This is a genomic window from Streptomyces sp. NBC_01176 (genome assembly GCF_045039825.1).
In the GTDB taxonomy this organism is placed as follows: domain Bacteria; phylum Actinomycetota; class Actinomycetes; order Streptomycetales; family Streptomycetaceae; genus Streptomyces.
In genome coordinates this window covers 4,305,715-4,330,971 of the sequence record NZ_CP108600.1, presented here as the reverse complement: position 1 = coordinate 4,330,971, position 25,257 = coordinate 4,305,715, and the positions used below count along the sequence as shown (strand labels likewise).

At 65.9% G+C, this 25,257-nt stretch carries 26 protein-coding genes; 25 read left to right on the top strand and 1 reads right to left on the bottom strand.

Annotation, left to right across the window (positions count from 1 at the left end):
• Positions 1-256 precede the first annotated feature (256 nt).
• From rpsL to tuf, 4 genes are all read left to right on the top strand, one after another.
• Positions 257-628 carry a 30S ribosomal protein S12 gene (gene rpsL, locus OG199_RS18545; RefSeq protein WP_003948652.1) on the top strand — a complete coding sequence of 124 codons (372 nt, stop codon included), beginning with the start codon at positions 257-259 and terminating at the stop codon, positions 626-628.
• A 2-nt stretch (positions 629-630) separates the two neighbouring features.
• Positions 631-1,101, top strand: coding sequence for a 30S ribosomal protein S7 (rpsG, locus tag OG199_RS18540; protein WP_003992340.1), 471 nt, complete (start codon positions 631-633; stop codon positions 1,099-1,101).
• A 39-nt stretch (positions 1,102-1,140) separates the two neighbouring features.
• Positions 1,141-3,267, top strand: a complete 2,127-nt coding sequence (gene fusA / locus OG199_RS18535) for an elongation factor G (RefSeq protein ID WP_266700837.1) — start codon at positions 1,141-1,143, stop codon at positions 3,265-3,267.
• 143 nt (positions 3,268-3,410) lie between these two features.
• Complete coding sequence (gene tuf, locus OG199_RS18530) at positions 3,411-4,604, top strand: elongation factor Tu (protein ID WP_153289127.1); 1,194 nt, start codon at positions 3,411-3,413, stop codon at positions 4,602-4,604.
• 163 nt (positions 4,605-4,767) lie between these two features.
• Here the strand turns inward: tuf and OG199_RS18525 are convergent, their stop codons facing one another.
• A complete protein-coding gene (locus OG199_RS18525) occupies positions 4,768-6,018 on the bottom strand; it encodes a cytochrome P450 (protein WP_405830370.1) in 1,251 nt (416 codons plus the stop codon).
• Positions 6,019-6,223: 205 nt separating this feature from the next.
• Here OG199_RS18525 and OG199_RS18520 point away from each other — a divergent pair, with 205 nt between their 5' ends.
• The 21 genes from OG199_RS18520 to rpsQ all read left to right on the top strand — a co-directional run bounded on the left by OG199_RS18520 (position 6,224) and on the right by rpsQ (position 25,208).
• Positions 6,224-6,667 (top strand): hypothetical protein, encoded by a 444-nt coding sequence (locus OG199_RS18520; RefSeq protein WP_405830369.1) that lies wholly within the window; start codon positions 6,224-6,226, stop codon positions 6,665-6,667.
• Between the two features lie 87 nt (positions 6,668-6,754).
• Complete coding sequence (locus OG199_RS18515) at positions 6,755-8,962, top strand: hypothetical protein (protein WP_405830367.1); 2,208 nt, start codon at positions 6,755-6,757, stop codon at positions 8,960-8,962.
• 36 nt (positions 8,963-8,998) lie between these two features.
• A complete protein-coding gene (locus tag OG199_RS18510; RefSeq protein WP_405830365.1) occupies positions 8,999-10,105 on the top strand; it encodes a hypothetical protein in 1,107 nt (368 codons plus the stop codon).
• Between the two features lie 632 nt (positions 10,106-10,737).
• Entirely contained in the window at positions 10,738-11,265 is a 528-nt protein-coding gene (locus OG199_RS18505; protein ID WP_405830363.1) for a hypothetical protein, read from the top strand.
• A gap of 1,627 nt (positions 11,266-12,892) precedes the next feature.
• Positions 12,893-14,104 (top strand): type VII secretion-associated serine protease mycosin, encoded by a 1,212-nt coding sequence (mycP, locus tag OG199_RS18500; protein WP_356804115.1) that lies wholly within the window; start codon positions 12,893-12,895, stop codon positions 14,102-14,104.
• A 428-nt stretch (positions 14,105-14,532) separates the two neighbouring features.
• Complete coding sequence (locus tag OG199_RS18495) at positions 14,533-15,066, top strand: hypothetical protein (protein WP_405830361.1); 534 nt, start codon at positions 14,533-14,535, stop codon at positions 15,064-15,066.
• Between the two features lie 332 nt (positions 15,067-15,398).
• The gene (locus OG199_RS18490; protein ID WP_405830359.1) at positions 15,399-15,911 is read left to right on the top strand and encodes a hypothetical protein; all 513 of its coding nucleotides are present in this window, start codon (positions 15,399-15,401) and stop codon (positions 15,909-15,911) included.
• Between the two features lie 449 nt (positions 15,912-16,360).
• Positions 16,361-16,810, top strand: coding sequence for an amino acid ABC transporter permease (locus OG199_RS18485; protein ID WP_405830357.1), 450 nt, complete (start codon positions 16,361-16,363; stop codon positions 16,808-16,810).
• Positions 16,811-16,812: 2 nt separating this feature from the next.
• Positions 16,813-18,651 (top strand): alpha/beta hydrolase, encoded by a 1,839-nt coding sequence (locus OG199_RS18480; protein ID WP_405830355.1) that lies wholly within the window; start codon positions 16,813-16,815, stop codon positions 18,649-18,651.
• Positions 18,648-19,268 carry a hypothetical protein gene (locus OG199_RS18475; protein WP_405830354.1) on the top strand — a complete coding sequence of 207 codons (621 nt, stop codon included), beginning with the start codon at positions 18,648-18,650 and terminating at the stop codon, positions 19,266-19,268. Before OG199_RS18480 ends, OG199_RS18475 begins: the two co-directional genes overlap by 4 nt.
• Positions 19,269-19,837: 569 nt before the next feature.
• On the top strand, positions 19,838-20,146 hold the full coding sequence (rpsJ, locus tag OG199_RS18470) for a 30S ribosomal protein S10 (protein ID WP_003948644.1): 309 nt from the start codon (positions 19,838-19,840) through the stop codon (positions 20,144-20,146).
• Between the two features lie 17 nt (positions 20,147-20,163).
• The gene (gene rplC, locus OG199_RS18465; RefSeq protein ID WP_266700849.1) at positions 20,164-20,808 is read left to right on the top strand and encodes a 50S ribosomal protein L3; all 645 of its coding nucleotides are present in this window, start codon (positions 20,164-20,166) and stop codon (positions 20,806-20,808) included.
• Between the two features lie 5 nt (positions 20,809-20,813).
• Positions 20,814-21,470: a 50S ribosomal protein L4 gene (gene rplD, locus OG199_RS18460; protein WP_037747970.1), complete on the top strand. Its 657-nt coding sequence runs from the start codon at positions 20,814-20,816 to the stop codon at positions 21,468-21,470.
• Positions 21,470-21,886: a 50S ribosomal protein L23 gene (rplW, locus tag OG199_RS18455; RefSeq protein ID WP_356804105.1), complete on the top strand. Its 417-nt coding sequence runs from the start codon at positions 21,470-21,472 to the stop codon at positions 21,884-21,886. Before rplD ends, rplW begins: the two co-directional genes overlap by 1 nt.
• 39 nt (positions 21,887-21,925) lie before the next feature.
• Positions 21,926-22,762, top strand: a complete 837-nt coding sequence (rplB, locus tag OG199_RS18450) for a 50S ribosomal protein L2 (RefSeq protein ID WP_030039757.1) — start codon at positions 21,926-21,928, stop codon at positions 22,760-22,762.
• A 12-nt stretch (positions 22,763-22,774) separates the two neighbouring features.
• The gene (gene rpsS / locus OG199_RS18445) at positions 22,775-23,056 is read left to right on the top strand and encodes a 30S ribosomal protein S19 (RefSeq protein ID WP_005481224.1); all 282 of its coding nucleotides are present in this window, start codon (positions 22,775-22,777) and stop codon (positions 23,054-23,056) included.
• A 41-nt stretch (positions 23,057-23,097) separates the two neighbouring features.
• Positions 23,098-23,445: a 50S ribosomal protein L22 gene (rplV, locus tag OG199_RS18440; protein WP_004571827.1), complete on the top strand. Its 348-nt coding sequence runs from the start codon at positions 23,098-23,100 to the stop codon at positions 23,443-23,445.
• Positions 23,445-24,275, top strand: a complete 831-nt coding sequence (gene rpsC, locus OG199_RS18435) for a 30S ribosomal protein S3 (protein ID WP_351947971.1) — start codon at positions 23,445-23,447, stop codon at positions 24,273-24,275. The genes rplV and rpsC overlap by 1 nt, the downstream gene beginning before the upstream one ends.
• Before the next feature lie 5 nt (positions 24,276-24,280).
• Positions 24,281-24,700, top strand: a complete 420-nt coding sequence (rplP, locus tag OG199_RS18430) for a 50S ribosomal protein L16 (protein WP_099500627.1) — start codon at positions 24,281-24,283, stop codon at positions 24,698-24,700.
• Positions 24,700-24,924, top strand: coding sequence for a 50S ribosomal protein L29 (rpmC, locus tag OG199_RS18425; RefSeq protein WP_003998824.1), 225 nt, complete (start codon positions 24,700-24,702; stop codon positions 24,922-24,924). Before rplP ends, rpmC begins: the two co-directional genes overlap by 1 nt.
• Positions 24,924-25,208, top strand: a complete 285-nt coding sequence (gene rpsQ, locus OG199_RS18420; protein ID WP_148010025.1) for a 30S ribosomal protein S17 — start codon at positions 24,924-24,926, stop codon at positions 25,206-25,208. Before rpmC ends, rpsQ begins: the two co-directional genes overlap by 1 nt.
• Positions 25,209-25,257: the final 49 nt, after the last annotated feature.

The window sequence follows — 25,257 nt, the reverse complement described above, 5'->3', positions numbered from 1 at the left end:
AAGTCCGGCGTGTCGCCCTGGACAGCATTTGTTTTGACCGAAGTCCGTGAGGTAGGTACGCTCAGACCTTGTGCCTGGGGTGTGCCCTGGCTCGCGTGCGTGCCTTCAAACCGCAAGGCGAGCCGTAACCGGCCACCGTAATCTGCGCCCTTTTCGCCTCGCGGCGGGAATCTGCAGCATTCGACACACCCGACCGCGTGGGTCGGTGGCGTTCCAGGTTAGCTTCACCATTCGGCACACAGAAACCGGAGAAGTAGTGCCTACGATCCAGCAGCTGGTCCGGAAGGGCCGGCAGGACAAGGTCGAGAAGAACAAGACGCCCGCACTCGAGGGTTCGCCCCAGCGTCGCGGCGTCTGCACGCGTGTGTTCACGACCACCCCGAAGAAGCCGAACTCGGCCCTGCGTAAGGTCGCGCGTGTGCGTCTGACCAGCGGGATCGAAGTCACCGCTTACATTCCGGGTGAGGGACACAACCTGCAGGAGCACTCCATCGTGCTCGTGCGCGGCGGCCGTGTGAAGGACCTGCCGGGTGTTCGCTACAAGATCATCCGTGGCTCGCTCGACACCCAGGGTGTCAAGAACCGCAAGCAGGCCCGCAGCCGCTACGGCGCCAAGAAGGAGAAGTAAGAATGCCTCGTAAGGGCCCCGCCCCGAAGCGCCCGGTCATCATCGACCCGGTCTACGGTTCTCCTCTTGTCACGTCGCTGATCAACAAGGTGCTGCTCAACGGCAAGCGCTCCACCGCCGAGCGCATCGTCTACGGCGCCATGGAGGGTCTGCGTGAGAAGACGGGCAACGACCCGATCATCACGCTGAAGCGCGCGCTGGAGAACATCAAGCCGACCCTCGAGGTCAAGTCCCGCCGTGTCGGTGGTGCGACGTACCAGGTTCCGATCGAGGTCAAGCCCGGTCGCGCCAACACGCTCGCGCTGCGCTGGCTCGTCGGTTACTCCCGCGCCCGTCGCGAGAAGACCATGACCGAGCGTCTGCTCAACGAACTTCTCGACGCGTCCAACGGCCTCGGTGCCGCTGTGAAGAAGCGCGAGGACACCCACAAGATGGCCGAGTCCAACAAGGCCTTCGCGCACTACCGCTGGTAGTCGCTACCCACATCGAGACCGAGAGAAGACCGAAGCCTTATGGCTACCACTTCACTTGACCTGGCCAGGGTCCGCAACATCGGGATCATGGCCCACATCGACGCGGGCAAGACGACCACCACCGAGCGGATCCTCTTCTACACCGGCGTCAGCTACAAGATCGGTGAGGTCCACGACGGCGCTGCCACCATGGACTGGATGGAGCAGGAGCAGGAGCGTGGCATCACGATCACCTCTGCTGCCACCACCTGTCACTGGCCGCTTGAGGACAACGACTACACGATCAACATCATCGACACCCCGGGTCACGTCGACTTCACGGTCGAGGTGGAGCGTTCGCTCCGCGTCCTCGACGGTGCCGTCACGGTGTTCGACGGTGTCGCCGGTGTCGAGCCGCAGTCCGAGACGGTGTGGCGTCAGGCCGACCGTTACGGCGTGCCGCGCATCTGCTTCGTGAACAAGCTGGACCGTACGGGCGCCGAGTTCCACCGCTGCGTGGACATGATCTCGGACCGCCTGGGCGCTCAGCCGCTGGTCATGCAGCTCCCGATCGGTGCCGAGATGGACTTCAAGGGCGTTGTGGACCTGGTCCGCATGAAGGCGCTCGTGTGGTCCGCCGAGGCGGCGAAGGGCGAGATGTACGACGTCGTCGACATCCCGGCCACGCACACCGAGGCCGCCGAGGAGTGGCGCGGCAAGCTGATCGAGGCCGTCGCGGAGAACGACGAAGAGATCATGGAGCTGTACCTGGAGGGCCAGGAGCCCACCGAGGAGCAGCTGTACGCCGCGATCCGTCGCATCACCATCGCGTCCGGCAAGTCCAACGACACCACGGTCACCCCGGTGTTCTGTGGCACCGCGTTCAAGAACAAGGGCGTCCAGCCCCTGCTCGACGCGGTCGTGCGCTACCTGCCGACCCCGCTTGACGTCGAGGCCATCGAGGGCCACGACGTGAAGGACCCCGAGGTCGTCGTCAAGCGCAAGCCGTCCGTGGACGAGCCGCTCTCCGCGCTCGCGTTCAAGATCATGAGCGACCCGCACCTGGGCAAGCTCACCTTCGTCCGGGTGTACTCGGGCCGCCTGGAGTCCGGCAGCGCTGTGCTGAACTCCGTCAAGGGCAAGAAGGAGCGCATCGGCAAGATCTACCGTATGCACGCGAACAAGCGTGAGGAGATCGAGGCGGTGGGCGCCGGCGACATCGTCGCCGTCATGGGCCTGAAGCAGACCACCACCGGTGAGACGCTGTCGGACGACAAGAACCCGGTCATCCTGGAGTCCATGGACTTCCCGGCGCCGGTCATTCAGGTCGCCATCGAGCCCAAGTCCAAGGGTGACCAGGAGAAGCTGGGTGTAGCCATCCAGCGTCTCGCGGAGGAGGACCCCTCCTTCCAGGTTCACTCGGACGAGGAGACCGGCCAGACCATCATCGGTGGTATGGGCGAGCTGCACCTCGAGGTGCTGGTCGACCGTATGCGCCGTGAGTTCAAGGTCGAGGCCAACGTCGGCAAGCCGCAGGTCGCGTACCGCGAGACGATCCGCAAGGCCGTCGAGCGTCACGACTACACGCACAAGAAGCAGACCGGTGGTACCGGTCAGTTCGCCAAGGTGCAGATCGCGATCGAGCCCATCGAGGGCGGCGAGGCGTCGTACGAGTTCGTGAACAAGGTCACCGGTGGCCGTATCCCGCGGGAGTACATCCCGTCGGTGGACGCCGGCGCGCAGGAGGCCATGCAGTTCGGCATCCTGGCGGGCTACGAGATGACGGGCGTTCGCGTCATTCTTCTCGACGGTGGCTACCACGAGGTCGACTCCTCCGAGCTCGCGTTCAAGATCGCCGGTTCGCAGGCCTTCAAGGAGGCCGCGCGCAAGGCCAGCCCCGTGCTGCTCGAGCCGATGATGGCCGTCGAGGTCACCACGCCCGAGGACTACATGGGTGAGGTCATCGGCGACATCAACTCCCGCCGTGGTCAGATCCAGGCCATGGAGGAGCGGGCCGGTGCCCGTGTCGTGAAGGGCCTCGTGCCCCTCTCGGAGATGTTCGGCTACGTCGGAGACCTCCGCAGCAAGACGTCGGGTCGCGCAAGCTACTCGATGCAGTTCGACTCCTACGCCGAGGTTCCCCGGAACGTCGCCGAGGAGATCATCGCGAAGGCCAAGGGCGAGTAACGCACACCGTTTGCACGCTTTAGGCTTGACACCGACCGCCGGGGTTCAACCGGTAAGGGAGAATCCCGGCGGGCGGCACCCCAGCAAAGATCACCTGGCGCCGATGAGTAAGGCGTACAGAACCACTCCGTAGGAGGACCCCAGTGGCGAAGGCGAAGTTCGAGCGGACTAAGCCGCACGTCAACATCGGCACCATCGGTCACATCGACCACGGTAAGACGACCCTCACGGCCGCCATTACCAAGGTGCTGCATGACGCGTTTCCGGACCTGAACGAGGCCTCGGCCTTCGACCAGATCGACAAGGCTCCTGAGGAGCGCCAGCGCGGTATCACCATCTCCATCGCGCACGTCGAGTACCAGACGGAGACCCGTCACTACGCCCACGTCGACTGCCCCGGTCACGCGGACTACATCAAGAACATGATCACGGGTGCGGCGCAGATGGACGGCGCCATCCTCGTTGTCGCCGCCACGGACGGCCCGATGCCGCAGACCAAGGAGCACGTGCTCCTGGCCCGCCAGGTCGGCGTTCCGTACATCGTCGTCGCCCTGAACAAGGCCGACATGGTGGACGACGAGGAGATCCTGGAGCTCGTCGAGCTCGAGGTCCGTGAGCTGCTCTCCGAGTACGAGTTCCCGGGCGACGACCTGCCGGTCGTCAAGGTCTCGGCGCTCAAGGCCCTTGAGGGCGACAAGGAGTGGGGCCAGTCCGTCCTCGACCTGATGAAGGCCGTCGACGAGAACATCCCGCAGCCCGAGCGTGACGTCGACAAGCCGTTCCTGATGCCGATCGAGGACGTCTTCACGATCACCGGTCGTGGCACCGTCGTCACCGGTCGTATCGAGCGTGGTGTCCTCAAGGTCAACGAGACCGTTGACATCGTGGGCATCAAGCAGGAGAAGACCACCACCACGGTCACCGGCATCGAGATGTTCCGCAAGCTGCTCGACGAGGGCCAGGCGGGCGAGAACGTCGGTCTGCTCCTCCGTGGCATCAAGCGCGAGGACGTCGAGCGCGGCCAGGTCATCATCAAGCCCGGTTCGGTCACGCCGCACACCGAGTTCGAGGCCCAGGCCTACATCCTGTCCAAGGACGAGGGCGGCCGTCACACGCCGTTCTTCAACAACTACCGTCCCCAGTTCTACTTCCGTACGACGGACGTGACGGGCGTTGTGACCCTCCCCGAGGGCACCGAGATGGTCATGCCGGGCGACAACACTGAGATGACGGTCTCCCTCATCCAGCCCGTCGCCATGGAGGAGGGCCTGAAGTTCGCCATCCGTGAGGGTGGCCGGACCGTGGGCGCCGGCCAGGTCATCAAGATCAACAAGTAGTCCTTGTCGATCTGATCTCCTGGTAGCTCCTCGCGAGCTCCTTGGAAGGGCCCGTACGACTTCGGTCGTACGGGCCCTTTCGCGTTCCGGACACGAAAGGGCGCCCCCGGGAATCCCCGGGGGCGCCCGTCCGAGACGTCACCTCATGTCCCGCCGGCTCACCTCACCAGGCGACGGGCAGCGCGAGCGGGCCGCGGATCATCGTGCGCTGCCGGAAGGGGACCTGATCGGCGGGCACGGCGAGGCGCAGGTCGGGGAGGCGGTCCAGCAGAGTGTCGATCAGCAGCTCGATCTGCATCCGGGAGAAGACGGCGCCCGTGCAGAAGTGCGGCCCGTTGCCGAACGCCACGTGCGCGCCGGCGTCCCGGTCGAGGTCGATCCGGTCGGGGTCGGGGAAGACCGCCGGATCGCGGTTCGCGGCGAGGTACGAGACGTACACGGCGTCACCCGCGCGGATGCGGACACCCTGGAGGTCGACGTCCTCCGTGGCGATCCGGGGCAGGCCGACGGCAGCGCGGTGCGGGATGTAGCGCAGGAGTTCCTCGATGGCCGCGGGGCGCGACGCGGGGTCGCTGCGGAGGCGCTCCAGCAGGTCGGGACGGGTCAACAGGAGGTAGAACATCTGGCCGGAGTTGTTGGTGACGGCCTCTCCGCCGATCTGGAGCGGGCCGGCGACGCTGACCGCCTCCTCCTCGCCGAGTTCGCCCCGCCGCACGGCGGCCCCGAGCAGCGAGAGAACGTCCTCGCTGTCGCCGTCACCCCCGCCCTCGTTGTCACGGCGGTCGCGGACGGCCTGTCCGATCCACCCGAACAGCCCCTTCTTGGCGAGCTCGGCGGCATCCGCGCCACCCGCGGTGGAGATGATCTCCCGCGTCCAGGCGTGCAGCTTCTGCCGTTCGTCCAGGGGTACGCCCATGACCTCGCAGACGACCGAGATCGGGAAGGGCTCGAGGACCCGCTCGATGAGATCGGCGGGCGACCCGTCCCGCACCATGTCGTCGACCAGGGCGTCGAGCATCTCCTGCGCACGGGGACGCAGCCGCTTGACCGCGCTCACGGTGTAGGCGGCCGAGACGGCGTGCCGCAACCGGTTGTGGTCGGGCTGGTCGGCCCACGCCAGCGCGCCGGGCCGCGGCGCGAAGTGCGGCGCCAGCCGGGTGACCTGACGGACAGCGGCCTCCGCCCGGCTGAACCGGGGGTCGTTCGTGATCACCTTCACGTCGTCGTGACGCGTCGCCAGCCACGCCCAGCCCTCTCCGTGCGGCAGCCGGATCCGCGTCAGCGGCCCCTCCCGCATCAGCTCCGCGAGCACCGGTTCGAACTCGGTGGCGTTCAGCTCGCCGGCGGGCCAGTCCCGGACGGGGGGAAGGGGCTGCTCGGGCCGCTCGGGGAGGGTGACGGTTTCTTCTGCCATGCGTTCAGCATGGTCGGGCGGGGGTGAGGTGTCGCGCGGGAGTGCTCCAGGCGGAGTGAGGGCGGGCTACGTCTGGTGGTGGTTGGGGGGAGGGTAGATCGCCGCCGGGTGGGTCGGAGCCCCGACTGATCCATCATGGCGAAGCTCCGGCCGCTTGATAGCCTGACAGGCGCACGCCAAGTAAGCGCAACGGGGGCAGGTATTCATGGCTGAGTCTGCAGGAGAGCAACACATAGTCAGCAGGGAGGCCGTAAGCCCGGTCGGCATGCGGCTGAACCAACTCCCCGCAGACCCCGGCGGTGGGGTTCCTGCCGGTCAACCGGATCTGGCGTCGTCGCCTGCCGAGAAGAGGGCCGCGGCTCGCGCCATCGAACTGTACATCGAGCCCGACACCCGGAAGTCGGGTGACTGGGCGGACGGGGAGACCGGCGTCGCCGTCAAGGCATTCGGGCCCAAGGATGGCCACGGATGGTTCACCTCAGGATGCCTCAAGAAGGCACACAGGACGTGGGGCGAACAGGTTCAGAACCTCATGAACCGGCTCGCGTCTGAGAAGGCGGCCTTGGGGAGCACCAACATCTTGCTGCAGAGCACGGACCTCGGAGTCGGGACAGGCGTGCGCGGGGTTTCTCCGATCGACGAGTACTGACCGAAGCGCGGTTGTCCTCACCGCCATCGTGACCGACTCGCACGCCAACGCAGACAACGGGGACCCATGCCGACATACCACGAGATCATGACGACCGACCTGGCCACGCTCACCACGGCCGCTGAGCGCTGGGACGGTATGGCGAAGGAGTTCCACAAGCAGGAGACGGCGTACAAGCGGGATGTGTACGGCATCTCCATGGGCCGGACCTGGACGGGACTGAGCGCAGAGGCCGCCAACAGACGCTTCGATGTCACGCTGAAGGAGTTCCAAAACGCCCAGACCGAGGCCAAGGCGATCGCCTCCCTGCTGCGTGACGCCCACACGCAGTTTGTGGACCTGCGCAAAAAACTGGAGGCGGCTCGGGACGAAGCCCTAGCGAAGGGCATGAAGGTCTCGGGCCAGGGCGTGATCTCGTACGACACCGAGAAGCTGAGCCAGGGGGATCGGACCGCTCTTGCTCATGACCCTGATTACCAGGAGAGCATTCGCAAGAGTGTCAGTTCGTGGCAGCAGCGCATCGACCAGCTGGTCGGAGACGTGGACGACGCCGACAAGGGCGTCGAGGTCGCCTTCACCGCCGTCGTGATCGACTCCGACGTCAACGATGGCACCCTCAACGGTTTCAACGGGAAGGCCCAGGGCGACATCGAGAAGTACGAGGCGGACGAGGCCAGGGACATCGCGCTGCGCATCGATGCCGGTAAGGCGTCCGCGCGCGACTACCAGAAACTGCAGCGGCTCTTCCGTGACAATTCGGGCGACATGGCGTTCAGCCAGACCTTGCTTGATGACCTCGGCGCGCGCAGGACGTTGAAGCTCGCCAACGACCTCGACAGCCTCGCCCACTACGACGACAAGAAGCACAGCAGCCAGGACCTGGACATCCAGAAGGGCCTCGCGACCACGCTGGCGACTGCGACGCGTGACCCGAATTCCTCCTTCTACAAGCACTTTCGTGCGGAAATACAGAAGGCTGGAACCGAGGAATTCAAGGTGGACGGCCTCAGCCCGATTCCGGATGAGAAGGTCCGGGGCTATCAGAGCCTGGTCACCCTGATGCAGCAGGGGCACGGTTATTCCGGCCAGTTCCTTGATGACACCGCGGACGACATCCGGCACGCGGAGGAGTCGTACACAGCCAAGGGGCACACCGAGTCCGTCTGGGCCCTGCGGGACAACTTCACTGGCAAGGATCGGGGTTGGTTCGCCAACGACCCGCTCGACGGTGTCCTTGGCATCATGTCCGATGACCCGGCGACCAGCACCGAGTACCTGGATCCGGCGCACAACGACAATCTGGAGTACCTCCTCCACGGGCGAGACTGGGACACCGTTATCGACCATTACGCAACCCCCCCAGGTGGCACCACGACAGGTCCTCCGGTCGTCGTCGAGGACGGTGACGTCCGTAAGGGGTTCGGCGCCGCTCTGGAGGCCGCTACGACCGGGGGCGCGCCGGGCGCCTATCACGCCGTCCGAGAGCACACTCTGCCCCAGGCCCGCATCCTGCAGCACACCATCAACACCCTGTACTCGGCGGATCAAGCACAGGAACTGCCGAAGAATCTCGCCACGCCCTTGGCGCACATCCTGACGTCGTACACGCCCGACACGCACGGCATCTACGCGGAGTCATCGTCGCGCTACGACATCGACTGGGACAGTTCGGGTTCCGTCTGGCACGACAAGGATGGAGCGCACCTCGCTGTGGGGCACCAACGCCTCGCCGCTGTCATGCGAGGCGTCGCAGACGATCCGGAGGCATTCGGGCATCTCTACGGGGCGGAGCAGCAGTACTCGCACCATGTCCTGGCCGGTATACCCCAGGACGCTGGTGACAAGACGATCCACGACCGCGTCGTCGACAGCTCACGCGCCATGGGTGCCTACGACGGCGTACGGTCCGACGTCATCTTCGACGAACGGTTCAAGAAGACTCAGTGGGCCGCCGACTTCAACCACGGTCTGGGCACCTCCCTGAGCACGGCACTGATGTTCAATCCCGTGTCCGATCTCAGCCCCGTCGGAGACCTCGCCACGAAGACCGTCGATGTGTGGGCGTACGAGTCCAACAAGGAGCATGTGGCCGAGGCGAATCTCGCTGCCACACAGAAGAATGCCGAGACCTACGATGCCGGCCAGCACGATGTGGAGCACATGGTCAGGGCGTGGGCGAACAGTCGCGGCCACGGCATCGACAGCGACTACACGCAGTTCTTTGTCCACGCAGGACAGGATCAGTACGACTTCGGCCGCAACCACACGCTCAACACCCTTCGTAGCGACCGCTGAACGCCGCGGGGAACAGCCCTCGACAGAATGAGCACGATGCAGATCAACTCCAGGCTCCGACGCATACACGCAGGCTGGTACGTGGGGGCATTCGTCCTCGTCCTAGGCGTCGTGGCTCAGGTGCTGTACAGCACCGGGGCATACGACTCCTGGCGGAACGGCCGCTCGCTGGACCAGGCGTGCGACGGCACGCTGGCCCAAGGCGGACTCGACGCCGCCCTGGGCTCCTCGAACCTGCGGGCCGGATCACTTGATTCCGGCGGTGACTACCTGGCTCAGTGCTCAGTGAGGACCACGGAGTCCGGCGTGCGGGGCGGCACCCTGCAGATCAAACTGCGCTGGAGCAGCGACACGCCCCCCTCCGACACCCTCGCGCGGTACGACTCCGACACCGACGGAGTCGAGGGCCGGGCGGCACCGCTCGGCAACGGCTGGCCCGGCATCGTCACCGACCAAGGGTTCCCGCAGGTCGTGGTCGCGCTCGACTGCCAGAACCAGAGAAGTAGGGCTCTTGTCGCATACGGTGACCTTCATGCCTCGAACAACGGCCCCGCACTCACCGGGCTGGGTCGGGTCATCACGGAGACCGCCCAGAAAGCGGCTGCCAAGCACGGATGCCGGGCGAGGACCGGGAAGCAGCTCACTGACGTGTCCGCTCCCACGCTCGGTAAGTCTCTTGCGGTCAAACCACTTGCGCAGGCGCAGGGCTCCTGCGCCGCGCTTCGAGAGCCGGCTTCCACAGCGGCGGAGAGCAGCACGCCCTCGATCATGGAGTTTCCCGCGGATACGCAGGCTCCACAGGTGAATTGTTACCTCGTCACACCGACCAAGAAGCCTGGATACGGCCTGTATGCCTACTACGGTGCTGCCGCCAAGGACTTCCTTGCGAGTGAGGGTCGCAATCTCAAGGAGGGATACGGCCCCACCCACAAGGACGACGACTACTCCTGGGCCACCGCGAAGTGCCCTCAGTCCACGCAGCCTGCCGTGTTCGTGCTGTATCACCTCTACGACAGGGACACTGGCACATACCCGGTCCGTCACTACTCCGCCCGATTCGCCGCATCCGCGGTGACGGCGTTCGCCGACCACGAGGCGAAACAGCGCGGTTGCACCGACGTGCAGATGGCATCCCAGCCTTAGGGGCCTGTCCGGTGGATCAGGGAACAGGGGAGCAACAGTGCCTCATGAACAAACACAGGCGAAAGAAAATAGGCCAAACGACGCAAAGGTGGAATTTCAAGCTGAGCGTAGGGCGAGCAACCTGGCTCGGATGCAGCCGAGTTGCGCATTCTCACTCGAGGGAGTGAGTTTGCGCGACAGCCGGGAGGGAGGGGTGGGGCTTCCCTCACGTGTTCCTTAGAGAGGGGCGCGGGCCGCACCGGACGGGAACGGGCCCGAGTTGGACTGTCGGCGGCCCACAGCTCAGGCCGGGGCCGGTACTGCGGCTGGGGCCGGTGGCCGGGACCAGGGCTCGCGCTCGCGCCATAGCCACGGACGGACTTCGTGCCGTACGCCTCCGAAGGCTGACCCGCAGGAGCACCTGGAATACTCCCGCTCCCACATATGAGTACGGGCACTCATGTGCCGTGTTTCCGCGGCGAGGTTGAGTGGAGCCATGCTCTTCGTCACCGCCCTCGGCAACCGGCCGAGCCGCGCCTCGGGATGGCCCGATTCTGGTCACTCTTCGCCACAGGCCCGGTGTGGACTGTCACAGCCGATAGCTAGAGTTGCCGGTGAAGCTTCGGCTGTTTTGGCTGTACGGGGGAGAGATTGTGTTGCCGAGTGATAGCGGGGCGGCGCCCGGACCGACGTCGTGGGCGTCGGACGTGTTCGACGCGGCGCGGGACGCCGTCGGTGACGTGGTCACCGAACTGTCGTCGTTCACGAAGTTCCGCAAGCGCGTCGACGACCTGATCCGCGACCTCAAGGGTTCGGCGGCCGGCCCGGGCGAGGTGGGCCAGGAGCAGCTGGTCCGGCACCAGTTCGGCGGTGGAGCGGGCGCGTGGACAGAGGCGTCCGGCCTGTTCAGCTCGTACGAGACGGTGATCACCGAGCTGGAGAGCCTGTCGAAGCTGCTGTCCGACTCGATGGAGGGCATGAACATCGCGGTGCTGGCCGCGCACAAGGGCTACCAGAACATCGAACTGGACATCCGCGACCGCATGCAGGCGATCAGCGCGGAGACCACGCACCACTACGGCGGGGAATACGACCCCGGACTCCCGAAGAAGAGCCACGGCAGCGGCGACGCGAAGCCGGACCGGCCCCCGGTGGGCGGCGACTCGGGCGGCAGCATCTGATGGCTTCGATGGGAGAGTGCTGATGCCCGGCAAGGGAACCGGTGGTGCCACGTCCTTCGAGGACATGAGCCACGAACAGATGCTGGCGTGGCTGGACCAGGCGAACGCCGGCACGGTGCAGGCCGCCGCCACTCGGCTGACCGCGGCCGCCAAGGAGATCCGCAAGATCGCCGAAGAGCTCAAGGTGCGTCCGCAGTGGGTGGAATGGAAGGGCGAGGGTGCGGACGCGTTCCGTACCTGGACCGGCGACCTCGCCAACGCGACGCTGCGCCTCGGTGACTTCGGCGAGGACTCCGCGACCTGGCTGGGACACGCCTCCGACGCGATCGCCCAGGCCCAGGCGTCGATCCCCCGCGACAAGGCCGGCGCCCAGGCGAACCTGGACGCGGCGACAGCGGCCCACAACGACCCCGACGCGGCGACGGTGAGCCACAAGTCCACGACCGAACTCGCGGCCCTCGCCGCCGACAAGGAGAAGGTCCGCCAGGAGGCCGCCGCCCAGATGACGAAGCTGGGCCAGGCGTACAGGCTGTCTGCGACACAGCTGGACGGGTTGGAGAGGCCCAGGTTTCCGCCGCCGCCGAAGGCTTTTGTGCCTCTCCGTGAGAAGTCCGAGGATCTGGTTCGCCCCGGGGCCCAGCGCTCCAGGGGGGTGAGCGGGGGCCGCACCGGCTCCGGAGGCTTCGCCACCGCCAGCCACGTGGGGACCGAGAGCGGACATGCAGTGACCCCAGAGCGGCCTGGGACGGACCTGCCGACAAGTGAGGCACCGTCTGTTCACCTGCATGCGCGGACGGTCGAGCCCGCCACTCATGTCGGTATCGACTCGGCCACCACGACCCCCGAAGTTCACCAACGGCCCACAGGAGCGACGGACGGGATGCTCCCCGCTTCCCGCCTGAACACAGGGGCACCTTCGGCAGGCAGTGGCATGACGCTGCCGATCTCGGGCGCTGCTCCACGCGTACCTTCGGCCTCCGTCGGCCCGGGCAGGTCGGACGTTGTCGGACGCATGGCCGGCCGGCCCGGGCAGCGAGCCGTCGACTCTCTTCCCGGCCGTGGAGCTGCTGGTGCCGGACCGGCCCCGAGCCGCAACATGCCGGGCTCCGGAGTGGCTCCGGGCCGTACCGTTCCAGGGCAAGGCTCCAGCCGTGGGCTTCCGGGCAATTCGGGCATCGCCGGTGGACGTCCTACCACGACGCCCACCACTGGCCGGCCGACGAGTCGGCTACCCGGTGGGACGGTCGTTGGTGGTGAGCCTGCAGGTAGTCGAGGTTCGACCGGTCGCATGCCGACATCAGGACAGGGTGGGCGGGTAGTTGGCGGCCCGCCCGTGGGCCGACCTACCGGGCGCGCCGCGCCGATGCCCTCTGACGGCGTCGTGGGTGGCACCCCACAGCAGACAGGCCGCGCGCCGGCCCGCCCCGGCGCACCGGTAGCCTCCGGGCCGACGCGAGGAGGCATCTCCGGCGGTACGCCCAGTGAGGCAGGCAATCGCAGAGGTGCTCGCGGCGGCGCCCCTGGCCAGACTGGTGGCGCCCGGCAGACAAAGCGGAGGCGACAGACCGACCGCCGCGGTGAAGCACCGACCACTGACTGAACTATAAAAAATACGAAAGGGACATAGATGTCCACCGGCAATGCGCGGCGCAAGAGGCTCCAGGTTCTGGCCTCAGCAGCCATCGGCCTGCTGTTGGTGGGGGGCATGTCCATGCAGGCTCACGCCGATTCCACCCGCTCCCAGCAGTGGTACCTGGACGCCATGCACGCCGAGGAGATGTGGCGGACGAGCACGGGCAAAGGCATCACCGTCGCTGTGATCGATACCGGAGTCGACCCGAACAATCCCGATCTGAAGGGACGAGTCCTCGACGGACTGGACTTGGCGCCTTCAAGCCGTTCCGGAGACGAGCACACGGACTACGACGGCCACGGCACGGGGATGGCCGGTCTCATCGCCGGCACAGGAGCGTACGGAGGTGGAAACGGTGCGTTCGGTCTCGCGCCGGGCGCCAAGATTCTGCCCGTTCGTATGCCTGCCAAGGATGACGGGAACGGCTTTGCGGGGCCCTCGTTCCTCGGGAAGGCCATCCGCTACGCGGCAGACTCAGGCGCTCAGGTCATCAACATTTCAGCGGGTACGACGATCACTGCACCCCAGCTGACTGCTGCCGTGAAATACGCCCTGGACCACGGCTCGCTCGTTTTCGCCGCCGTGGGGAACAGCGGCGACAAGGGCAACTCCGTCGAGTATCCAGCGGCCACTCCCGGTGTCGTCGGTGTGGCAGCTGTGGGCAAGAACCTCCGGCGGACTTCCTGGTCCCAATACGGCTCTCAAGTGGACATCTCCGCCCCAGGGGAAGACATGGTCCATGCCTGCGGCGGCCAGACGGGCCTCTGCAAGGGCAGCGGCACCAGCGACGCCACCGCCCTGGCCTCCGCCAGCGCCGCCCTGATCTGGTCCAAGCACCCGACCTGGACCAACTACCAAATCCTGCGCGTCATGCTCAACACGATCGGCGCTCCCACGGACGGAGCCAAGCGCAACGACTCCATCGGCTACGGTATCGTCCGCCCCCGCATCGCCCTCAGGGATCCGGGCGACACGGGCCCTGCCCATGCCTTTCCGCTCCAGGACTTCCCGGCCACGGCACCGTCCACTCAGGGTGCTGCCTCCAAGGAACCTGCCGCTCAAGCGAAGGGTGACGACACGGCGGCCGAAGCCTCATCCCACGGCAACGACCGCGGCATCCTGTGGCTCGCGCTCGGCTCCGCCGTAATCGTCGGCGGAGCCGTAACGGCCGCCGTCATCGCCAAACGCCGACGTTCCCTTGCGTAGCCGGAAGTGCGCGAGAATATCCGGTTCTTCATCGCTAGCCTTCTAGCCAGGCAGTTTCTCGGGAAAGCCGCGGGGATCTTCGCACGCCGCCAGGTTGTGAGCTGCGCTGGGCGTGTTGGGCGAGTTGATAGGCGAGGTCCGTTAGTCCGCGACGGCTCGTCCGTGGCCTTGGCAGGTACGTGATCTGTCAACCGATCAGACCCGCCGGCCCCGAACCAAATGCGCCTCGTCCCGGCGAGGACAGGGCTGTCACGTCGCTTCCTGAGTACCAGTTGAGTACGCCCGCTCATGCCGTCCTTCCCCGTCCCGCGGCACGCTGTCACCATGAGCTTCACACAAGGCCGCGTATGCGCCGTCAAGCCTCCGCGATCTCGCCGACAAGGCCGCCTTCGCCTTGCTCGCCCCGTTTGTTCAAACGAGGTCCCGGCTTGAAGACGAAACTGGGCGCCCTCGCGCTCACCTTGCCCACGGCCCTTGGGATCCTCGTCGGTTGCCGCGTGGCCAACGCCGAGAACCACGACGACATCCCGTCTTCCGGCGTCAGCACGTCGAGTGACGCCGCCGAGGATGCGAAGAAGACTTCCAGTGAGCTGTACAACCTGATCGGCCTCAAAGGGAAGGCGCCCGACACCGGGCCGGGAGTCAAGGAATGCGGAATGAAGGACCCGGACAGGTACTTCCAGATCTTCCACTCCTGGTCCTTCAGACCGACCTCGCCCGAGCAGCTCGAGGACGTGATGGATCAGCTGAAGTCAAAACTGCCCAAGCATGGCTGGGAGGTTGTCGCCTACGGACCGGACAGTAGCCGGAACAAGAATCTCGGCCTCACGGCCGACAACGACGCGAAGAAGTTCAGCGTCAACATCATCTACCAGGCCAAGGACAATCCGCCGAACCTCAACTTCTTCGTCGTATCCGGCTGCTATCTGGTTCCGGACGGCCAGAAGATCGAGCAGTTCTGATAGAGATCGACTCGACGCCGGCCGTGGGCGATGGCCAGGACACAGCCACTGCCACTCCCGTGAGGATGGCGCGCAGCGTGGGATGACGCGTGCACCCGAGCGTGACGGAGCCAGCATCTGCCCGGTGCGTCCACATGGACTGGGGTGAGGTAAAGCCCTGGCGATCGCGAGCAGGCGCATGGCCCAATAGACCAGGTCTCAGAGTTCGCCGTGGTCCCGGCACCTGCTGCCCCGGGGCGATGAGCAGCAGGACCCCGTCAACGGCGGCCGCCCGAGGCATCGGGAGGCGTACTCATCCCGTTCGCGCGCACATACCCAGGCAGGTTGGTCCGATGGGCTTCTTCGACAAGTTGACCGGCACCAAATACCCCGACAACGGTGCCGCACCGTGTTCTGCCGAGGAGGTCCGAGCCGCACTGCTCGCGATCAACGGGCGGGACGTGCCGTTCCGCGTGCGCAACGCCCTCCCCGACGAGAAGGCCGACCTCGTGGCGGAGTGGCGGGTTCTGGAACCCGCCACGGGCCGCGGATCCACCCGTAGGCAGTTGGAGAGGTCCCTCAAGACCCGGATGCGGCTGGCCCCGGGGAGGCGCGAGGTGCGATCTCTCGACGAGCAGTGGCAGGTGACCTTGATCGGGGACCCACCCAGGCGGAGCATGTCGCGCGAGTACGGCCGCGGGCGGTCCACCACCGTCTCCCGCCGGTGGACGTACGAGCGGGCGACCGACGGCCGCCGGCGCAGGGCCGAGACGTTTCGTCTCGACACGCGCGAGATGAGCAGCCTCCTTCAGCAGGTGGTTCTTGACGCGGGTTGGATCTGGCGCGGAGTGCTGTTCAGCCTGTGACCGGTCGTTGGACTCAGGGTGGGGGTGGGGGACTCGGCGACGGGTGGCCCCACACGGCGACTGAACACGGGGGCTCATGACTCCTAGCCACGGCCGCCGGGTTGGCCATGGCGAGGACGCCAGCCCAAGGTGAGGGGCAAGGACATCTCCAGGCTGTTCCGGCCGTCGATGCCGCCGTACTTCTCGGACGTTGCCGTGGCTATAGCGAGAGTCAGGACCGGCGTCCCGGTATCCGACCGCCGACGCCTGTCACTCCTGAGTGTCAATTCCGACGTCGATGAGTACGGATACTCAGGGCTTCTGGCCGTTTGCGCGGATGGGCCACGTGATCGGGGTCGCTACCGTCGGGTCCAACGCTGTACACGGCTGGAGCGAACGCCTTTCGCCCTTGCCACCGAGGTCCAAGGCGGCTCGGCAGCGCATGACGGCACATGGGGAGGGGACCACGCATGGCGTGGGATGAGTGGGAGCAGCTCAAGAGCGCAGCTGCCAAGCGGCACACGACGCAGATGCAGCTCAACCAGCTGTCCGCGGACCCGGGCGGGTCCTCCGTGTCCGGCCACGGAGCGGGTGGTGCGGGGACGCTGAAGCACTCGAGTGGGCCCTGGACACGGGCCGCGGGTACCGCCGGTGACCTCCGGACCAGTACCGGCATGTCGAAAGCGGACCTGGGCTCCGCCCATGACGGCATCGCGAGCGCGACGGAGGGGCTCGCCAGCCTCGGCCCTCTGAAGTCCGTGGTCGCCTCGTGGCAGAGGCGGCTGGGGTCCGTACGGGACGAGTGCGATTCCCTGGAACCCGCGTTGCGGCAGGTGGCCAAGGACATGGGCGAAGTCGACGTCAAGGTGGCAACCCAGGCCGACTCGGTGAAGGTCGCCACTACGGGGAAGAGCGAGTAGCGGTGGTCTCCACACTCACCTGGCAGCAGCTTCGTGATCTGAAACTGTCCGAGCTGTCCGAAGCCGCCGACGCGTGGAGCGGGGCGTCCAAGCACGCCGACTCCGCGCGTGAACGGGTGGACGGGCAGATGAGTGGGACGTTGGCCAAGACGCAGGAGAGCGAGTCTGCGTCGGCAGCGGTCAAGCGGCTCAGGCGACTGAGCGACAACTATCACTACATCCGGACCGAGTGTGGGCTCATCCGCGGTGCGCTGGACGGCCTGGCGTCCGAACTGGCCTCACCACGAAGGAGCCTGCGCGAGGCCTTGGACGACGTGGCGGCGCTCGGCTACACCCTCGACGAGAACGGCGGTGTCGGGTACCCGGCCGGCGGTAGGAACGAGCTGACAGGGGACGAGATCCCGGGCGGGACGGTCATCGGCAACAACGGCCTGCTCGGTTCGGGTAACCCGGGCCTCTACCCGGCGGACAAGAACGGGCTCTATCAGTCCGGGACGGGTGCCGGCGCGGCTGGCCTCAAGAGCCCGAATCCCCATCGGGCGAGGGCGCAGGAGGCTGCGGACCGGATCGCTCACGCCGTGCGCGAGGCCCAGGAGATCGACGCCCGGTACTGCGAGGCGCTGAGGAGGCTCAAAGCCGGTCCGGGACTGACGGTCGACACCAGGACATGGGCGGACGTGGCGTCGGACGTCGATTCCGTGAGCTCGGCAGCCAGTGACTACATCGCGGACCACATCCCCCTGACCAAGTCTCCGGCGGAGCGCAAGGACTGGTGGGACCACCTGAGCGATGCCGAGCGCCAGGAATACAAGGCAGCTTTCCCGGAGATCATCGGAAATCTCGATGGTATGCCGACAGTGGTGCGTGATGAGGTCAATCGCGAGAACCTTCACATGTTGATTGCCAAGCTGGAGGGACAGCATGATGACATTTCTCGTGATCAGTTGGCAGGTATGAGGGGCATCGAACATAAATTGTCCTCGCCCAGTAACCCTCCCATGTTTCTCCTGGGAATTGGAGACGAGGGAAACGGGCGAGCCATCGTGAGCTACGGAAACCCGGACACCTCCAAAAATGTCTCCGCCTATGTCCCCGGTCTCGGAACCGCACTCAATTCCGAATTTGCCGGCAGCACGCTAGATCGAGGTCTCAACACCGCAAAGGGCGCTAGGGTCTACAGTAAATCGAGCGCTTCCATTGTGTGGCTCGGCTATGACGCGCCGGATCTGTTTGAGGTCGGGTCGACCACCAGCGCCGAAAAGGGGGCTCGCGCCTACAGCGGTTTCATGGACGGATTGCGAGCTACCAATGATCAGAGAGATCCACATGTCACGGCAATCGGGCATTCTTATGGATCTCTTGCTGTCGGTACTGCAGCCAGGCGGCACGGTGGAATCCCAGGCGTCGATGACATTATTCTGCTGGGAAGTCCGGGAACAGGGGCGGAGAGGGCGTCCGACCTCAATGTCGGGAGGGAGCACGTTTTCGTTGGTTCTGCGGGGAACGACCCCGTGACCCGGCTTCCCTCGAAGACTCAGGCCGCGGCAGCGCTCCTCGGGGGCCCGGTACTAGGTACTCTCGCCGACCCGGAAGGCGATGACGTCTGGTTCGGCAAGGACCCGGCCAGTAAGGCGTTCGGAGCCACGCGCTTCCGTGTCAGCGATGGCCCCCTGCCGTTCGGTCTGTCCGGCGAGGGGATGACGCCTGCTCATTCCGACTACTTCACTCCGGCCGCAGACCCGACGCATGTAGGCCCACGAGAAGATCCAGAATCGGCAAGGAACATCGCTAAAATCGTGGCTGGAAGGTCAGACAAAATCACGACGGAGGCACCGCGATGAAATTTCGTCAGTTCCGCATAATGTGCGTCGTGGTCATTGCCCTCGCTGTCACGAGTTGTGCTGCCGGGGACGGGGATTCCGAAGACAGTGAGAGCAGTCCAAAGATGAACATGCAAGAAGCCGCAGAAAGGGCCGATGGGATGGTGTTTGACACGCTTTCATCGGTCGATCCATCGCTTCACTGGACCCATGACACTTCAAGCAGCGGAGACTGCACAGACTTCAATAATGATTCTCACGGGTATGGGTCTGTCATTCGTAACGCGGTGGTGATGACGGATGTTTCGGAGGTGCGTCGAGGGGCGCTCCTCGGAGTGATCGAGCGGCGGTGGAAGAGCAAAGGCTACAAGATCACAAATGTGGACTCCGACCAGGAGTTCCCCGCCATCGACGCGGCAATCGGCGACGGTTTCAGTGCGAGTTTGCTCGTGGGTGAAAAGGGGCAGTTCTACCTGCGGGTCCAGACGCCGTGCGTCGAGAAATCTGAAGTCTCCGCTCCTGGCCGCAAGGGCAATGGTCGGGACTACTACGGACACGAGATCCCCCGCCCTAACGTCCACGACTCCTTCTGGTCATCGACTCACCCACTTGCTTCGACCCCTTCGAGCGATACGTGACGAACGAGGCTCTCGTGGTGCGCCGACAGCCTGACAGCAACGCGCATACTCCGGCGGCCATGCGTGTGCGCGGAGCTGGGTGAAGAGTTCCCCGGAGGCCGCGAGGCGCCGACTCCGGCGAGCTCCGACACTCCCGCGCAACCGCACCCACGGTTTGACCCACGTCACCCAAGGGGTACGATCCTCGGCTCGATTGGCCAGCCCCCCGCACCGTATGGCAGACTAGCGGGGTTGCTCGGTCGAGTGCCGATGCTGCGCGCCTCCCGCCGGGGGGACCGGAAGCGAGTCCCACAGTACTCGTCGCCCCATCTGTCGTAAGGCAGCGCTGGAGCGGACGTACGGGAATCTTCCGGGAAGTGTCAGCGGGGTGCAGACCAGGCGCCCGGTGGGTGTTCAGCCCCCGGTCCCGCGGTTGTCTTTTGGGCTGAGCCGCGTCCCTGAGCAGGGAAATCCTTTGCGGATATCTGTGCGGCAGGAGCGCGACACACCCGACCGCGTGGGTCGGAGACAAGGAACGCGAACCCCCGGGTTCCAGAGCGTTTCACGAGACAAAGGACTACTGAGTAGCCATGGCGGGACAGAAGATCCGCATCCGGCTCAAGGCCTACGACCACGAGGTCATCGACTCCTCGGCGAAGAAGATCGTCGAGACGGTGACGCGCACTGGTGCGTCGGTCGCGGGCCCGGTGCCGCTGCCCACTGAGAAGAACGTGTACTGCGTCATCAAGTCGCCGCACAAGTACAAGGACTCGCGCGAGCACTTCGAGATGCGCACGCACAAGCGCCTGATCGACATCCTCGACCCCACGCCCAAGACCGTTGACTCTCTGATGCGACTCGACCTCCCGGCCGGTGTCGACATCGAGATCAAGCTCTAAGGGCCGGTGATCTGAGAATGGGTAAGCAGATCAAGGGCATCCTGGGCGAGAAGCTCGGCATGACGCAGGTGTGGGACGAGAACAACCGCGTTGTTCCCGTCACCGTCGTCAAGGCCGGGCCGAATGTCGTGACCCAGGTTCGTACGAATGACTCCGACGGCTACGAGTCGGTCCAGATCGCCTTCGGCGAGATCGACCCGCGCAAGGTGAACAAGCCCCTCAAGGGCCACTTCGCCAAGGCCGACGTCACTCCCCGCCGTCACCTCGTCGAGATCCGTACCGCTGACGCCAGCGAGTACACCCTCGGCCAGGAGATCACCGCCGAGACCTTCGAGGCCGGCATCAAGGTGGACGTGACCGGCAAGAGCAAGGGCAAGGGCTTCGCCGGTGTCATGAAGCGTCACAACTTCAAGGGCCTCGGCGCCGGACACGGCACCCAGCGCAAGCACCGCTCGCCCGGCTCCATCGGTGGCTGCGCCACCCCGGGTCGTGTGTTCAAGGGCCTCCGCATGGCGGGTCGCATGGGCAACGAGCGGGTCACCACCCAGAACCTGACCGTTCACGCCGTTGACGCGGAGAAGGGCCTGCTCCTCATCAAGGGCGCGGTTCCTGGTCCGAACGGCGGCCTCGTCCTGGTCCGCACCGCGGCCAAGGGGGCCTGAGGACTATGAGCACCATTGACATTCTGTCGCCCTCCGGCGACACCGCCGGGACCGTTGAGCTCCCGGCCGAGATCTTCGACGTAGAGAAGATCAGCATCCCGCTGCTTCACCAGGTCGTCGTCGCGCAGCTGGCCGCCGCCCGTCAGGGCACGCACAAGGTCAAGCGTCGTGGCGAGGTCCGCGGTGGTGGTAAGAAGCCTTACCGCCAGAAGGGCACCGGCCGCGCGCGCCAGGGTTCGACCCGTGCGCCGCAGTTCGCCGGCGGTGGCGTCGTCCACGGCCCCACCCCGCGTGACTACTCGCAGCGGACCCCGAAGAAGATGAAGGCCGCGGCCCTGCGCCACGCCCTCACCGACCGGGCCCGCAACGCTCGCATCCACGTCATCACCGGCGTGATCGAGGGCGAGACCCCCTCCACCAAGGCCGCGAAGAGCTTCCTCGGCAAGGTCAGCGAGCGCAAGAACGTGCTCCTGGTCATCGAGCGCTCCGACGAGGCCGCGCTGCTTTCCGCGCGCAACCTGCCCCAGGTCCACATCCTGGAGCCGGGCCAGCTGAACACGTACGACGTTCTCGTCTCGGACGACGTGGTCTTCACCCAGGCCGCTTTCGAGTCCTTCGTGTCTGGCCCCCAGGCCGCTGACACCGAAGGGAGCGAAGCCTGATGGCTACGCGTCACCCGAGCATTGCCTCGAAGGCCGCCAAGGCCGCCAAGGCCGCGCGCGTCGCCAAGGCGAAGCGCCACGAGGCCGAGGGCAAGAACACCGTCGAGACGCCGCTGAGCAAGAGCTTCACGGACCCCCGTGACGTCCTCCTCAAGCCGGTCGTCTCCGAGAAGAGCTACGCGCTGCTCGACGAGGGCAAGTACACCTTCGTCGTGGACCCGCGGGCCAACAAGACCCAGATCAAGCAGGCCGTCCAGGCGGTCTTCTCGGTCAAGGTCACCGGGGTCAACACGATCAACCGCCAGGGCAAGCGCAAGCGGACCAAGAGCGGTTTCGGTAAGCGTGCTGACAGCAAGCGCGCGATCGTGACCCTCGCTGAGGGCGACCGTATCGACATCTTCGGCCAGGCCTCCTAACGGAGCGCCCTGGTCCGAATATCGGACGAGGACTGAGAAATGGGAATCCGCAAGTACAAGCCGACTACGCCGGGCCGTCGTGGCTCCAGCGTCGCCGACTTCGTCGAGGTCACGCGGTCCACGCCGGAGAAGTCGCTGGTCCGCCCGCTGCACAGCAAGGGCGGCCGTAACAACGCCGGTCGTGTGACCGTTCGCCACCAGGGTGGCGGACACAAGCGCGCCTACCGAGTGATCGACTTCCGTCGTCACGACAAGGACGGCGTGCCGGCGAAGGTCGCGCACATCGAGTACGACCCCAACCGCACCGCGCGCATCGCGCTGCTGCACTACGCCGACGGCGAGAAGCGCTACATCCTCGCCCCGCGCAACCTGCAGCAGGGTGACCGCGTGGAGAACGGTCCTGGGGCCGACATCAAGCCGGGCAACAACCTGGCCCTCCGCAACATCCCGGTCGGTACCACGATCCACGCGATCGAGATCCGTCCCGGTGGCGGTGCCAAGTTCGCCCGCTCCGCCGGTGCCTCGGTGCAGCTGCTCGCGAAGGAGGGCACCATGGCCCACCTCCGCATGCCCTCCGGTGAGATCCGCCTGGTCGACCAGCGCTGCCGCGCCACGGTCGGCGAGGTCGGCAACGCCGAGCAGAGCAACATCAACTGGGGTAAGGCCGGCCGTAAGCGCTGGCTGGGCGTTCGCCCGACCGTCCGCGGTGTGGCGATGAACCCGGTTGACCACCCGCACGGTGGTGGTGAGGGCAAGACCTCCGGTGGTCGCCACCCGGTCTCCCCGTGGGGTCAGAAGGAGGGTCGTACTCGTTCGCCGAAGAAGGCTTCGAACAAGTACATCGTCCGCCGCCGCAAGACGAACAAGAAGCGCTAGGAGCGGGTTTAGATGCCGCGCAGTCTCAAGAAGGGGCCCTTCGTCGACGACCACCTGATCAAGAAGGTGGACGTACAGAACGAAGCCGGCACCAAGAACGTCATCAAGACCTGGTCCCGTCGCTCGATGATCATCCCGGCCATGCTCGGCCACACGATCGCGGTGCACAACGGCAAGACCCACATTCCGGTGTTTGTCACCGAGTCGATGGTCGGCCACAAGCTCGGCGAGTTCTCGCCGACGCGCACCTTCCGGGGTCACGTCAAGGACGACCGGAAGTCGAAGCGCCGCTAACGCGGGGTGGAATGACCATGACAGACACTGGAAGGACAACCATGGAAGCCAGGGCCCAGGCGCGGTACATCCGCGTTACGCCCATGAAGGCCCGCCGCGTGGTGGACCTTATCCGTGGCATGGATGCCACGGAGGCTCAGGCGGTCCTGCGTTTCGCCCCGCAGGCCGCGAGCGTGCCGGTCGGCAAGGTGCTTGACAGCGCCATTGCCAACGCCGCGCACAACTACGACCACACCGACGCTTCTTCGCTGGTCATCAGCGAGGCGTACGTGGACGAGGGCCCGACCCTGAAGCGGTTCCGTCCGCGTGCTCAGGGCCGCGCCTACCGGATCCGTAAGCGGACCAGCCACATCACCGTGGTCGTCAGCAGCAAGGAAGGAACCCGGTAATGGGCCAGAAGGTTAACCCGCATGGGTTCCGGCTCGGTGTCACGACCGACTTCAAGTCGCGTTGGTACGCCGACAAGCTGTACAAGGACTACGTCAAGGAAGACGTCGCCATCCGTCGGATGATGACGTCCGGCATGGAGCGCGCCGGCATCTCGAAGGTTGAGATCGAGCGCACCCGTGACCGTGTGCGGGTGGACATCCACACCGCGCGTCCGGGCATCGTCATCGGCCGCCGTGGCGCCGAGGCCGACCGCATCCGCGGTGACCTCGAGAAGCTCACGGGCAAGCAGGTCCAGCTGAACATCCTCGAGGTCAAGAACCCCGAGACCGATGCTCAGCTGGTCGCCCAGGCCGTTGCCGAGCAGCTGTCGTCCCGCGTCTCCTTCCGCCGTGCCATGCGTAAGAGCATGCAGTCGGCGATGAAGGCGGGCGCCAAGGGCATCAAGATCCAGTGCGGTGGCCGCCTCGGCGGCGCCGAGATGTCCCGCTCGGAGTTCTACCGCGAGGGCCGTGTGCCCCTGCACACGCTCCGTGCGAACGTCGACTACGGCTTCTTCGAGGCCAAGACGACCTTCGGCCGTATCGGTGTGAAGGTCTGGATCTACAAGGGCGACGTCAAGAACATCGCCGAGGTCCGCGCCGAGAACGCCGCTGCCCGTGCCGGCAACCGCCCGGCCCGTGGTGGCAACGACCGCCCGGCCGGCCGTGGTGGCCGTGGTGGCGAGCGTGGCGGTCGCGGTCGTAAGCCGCAGCAGGCTCCCGCTGCCGAGGCCCCCAAGGCCGAGGCTCCGGCTGCCGCTCCGGCTGAGAGCACCGGAACGGAGGCCTGACCGACATGCTGATCCCCCGTAGGGTCAAGCACCGCAAGCAGCACCACCCGAAGCGCCGTGGTCAGGCCAAGGGCGGTACGCAGGTTTCGTTCGGCGAGTACGGCATTCAGGCCCTCACGCCGGCGTACGTGACGAACCGCCAGATCGAGGCCGCTCGTATCGCGATGACCCGTCACATCAAGCGTGGCGGCAAGGTCTGGATCAACATCTACCCGGACCGCCCGCTGACCAAGAAGCCTGCCGAGACCCGCATGGGTTCCGGTAAGGGTTCTCCCGAGTGGTGGGTCGCGAACGTGCACCCGGGCCGGGTCATGTTCGAACTGTCCTACCCCAACGAGAAGATCGCCCGTGAGGCCCTGACTCGCGCAGCCCACAAGCTGCCGATGAAGTGCCGGATCGTCAAGCGCGAGGCAGGTGAAGCGTGATGTCGGCCGGTACCAAGGCGTCCGAGCTGCGCGAACTGGGTGACGAGGAGCTTCTCGCGAAGCTTCGCGAAGCCAAGGAAGAGCTGTTCAACCTCCGCTTCCAGGCGGCGACCGGTCAGCTCGAGAACCACGGTCGGCTCAAGGCCGTCCGCAAGGACATCGCGCGGATCTACACCCTGATGCGTGAGCGCGAGCTGGGCATCGAGACGGTGGAGAGCGCCTGATGAGCGAGAGCAACGTGACTGAGACCAACGAGCAGCGCGGTTTCCGCAAGACCCGTGAGGGTCTGGTCGTCAGCGACAAGATGGACAAGACCGTCGTCGTCGCCGTCGAGGACCGCGTCAAGCACGCCCTGTACGGCAAGGTCATCCGCCGTACGAGCAAGCTCAAGGCCCACGACGAGCAGAACGCCGCGGGTATCGGCGACCGCGTCCTCCTCATGGAGACGCGTCCGCTGTCCGCGACGAAGCGCTGGCGCATCGTCGAGATCCTCGAGAAGGCCAAGTAATTACCTGAGGGGTTTCCCTCAGGTTCGTTCCGCCAGGCTCGGGGCGGGG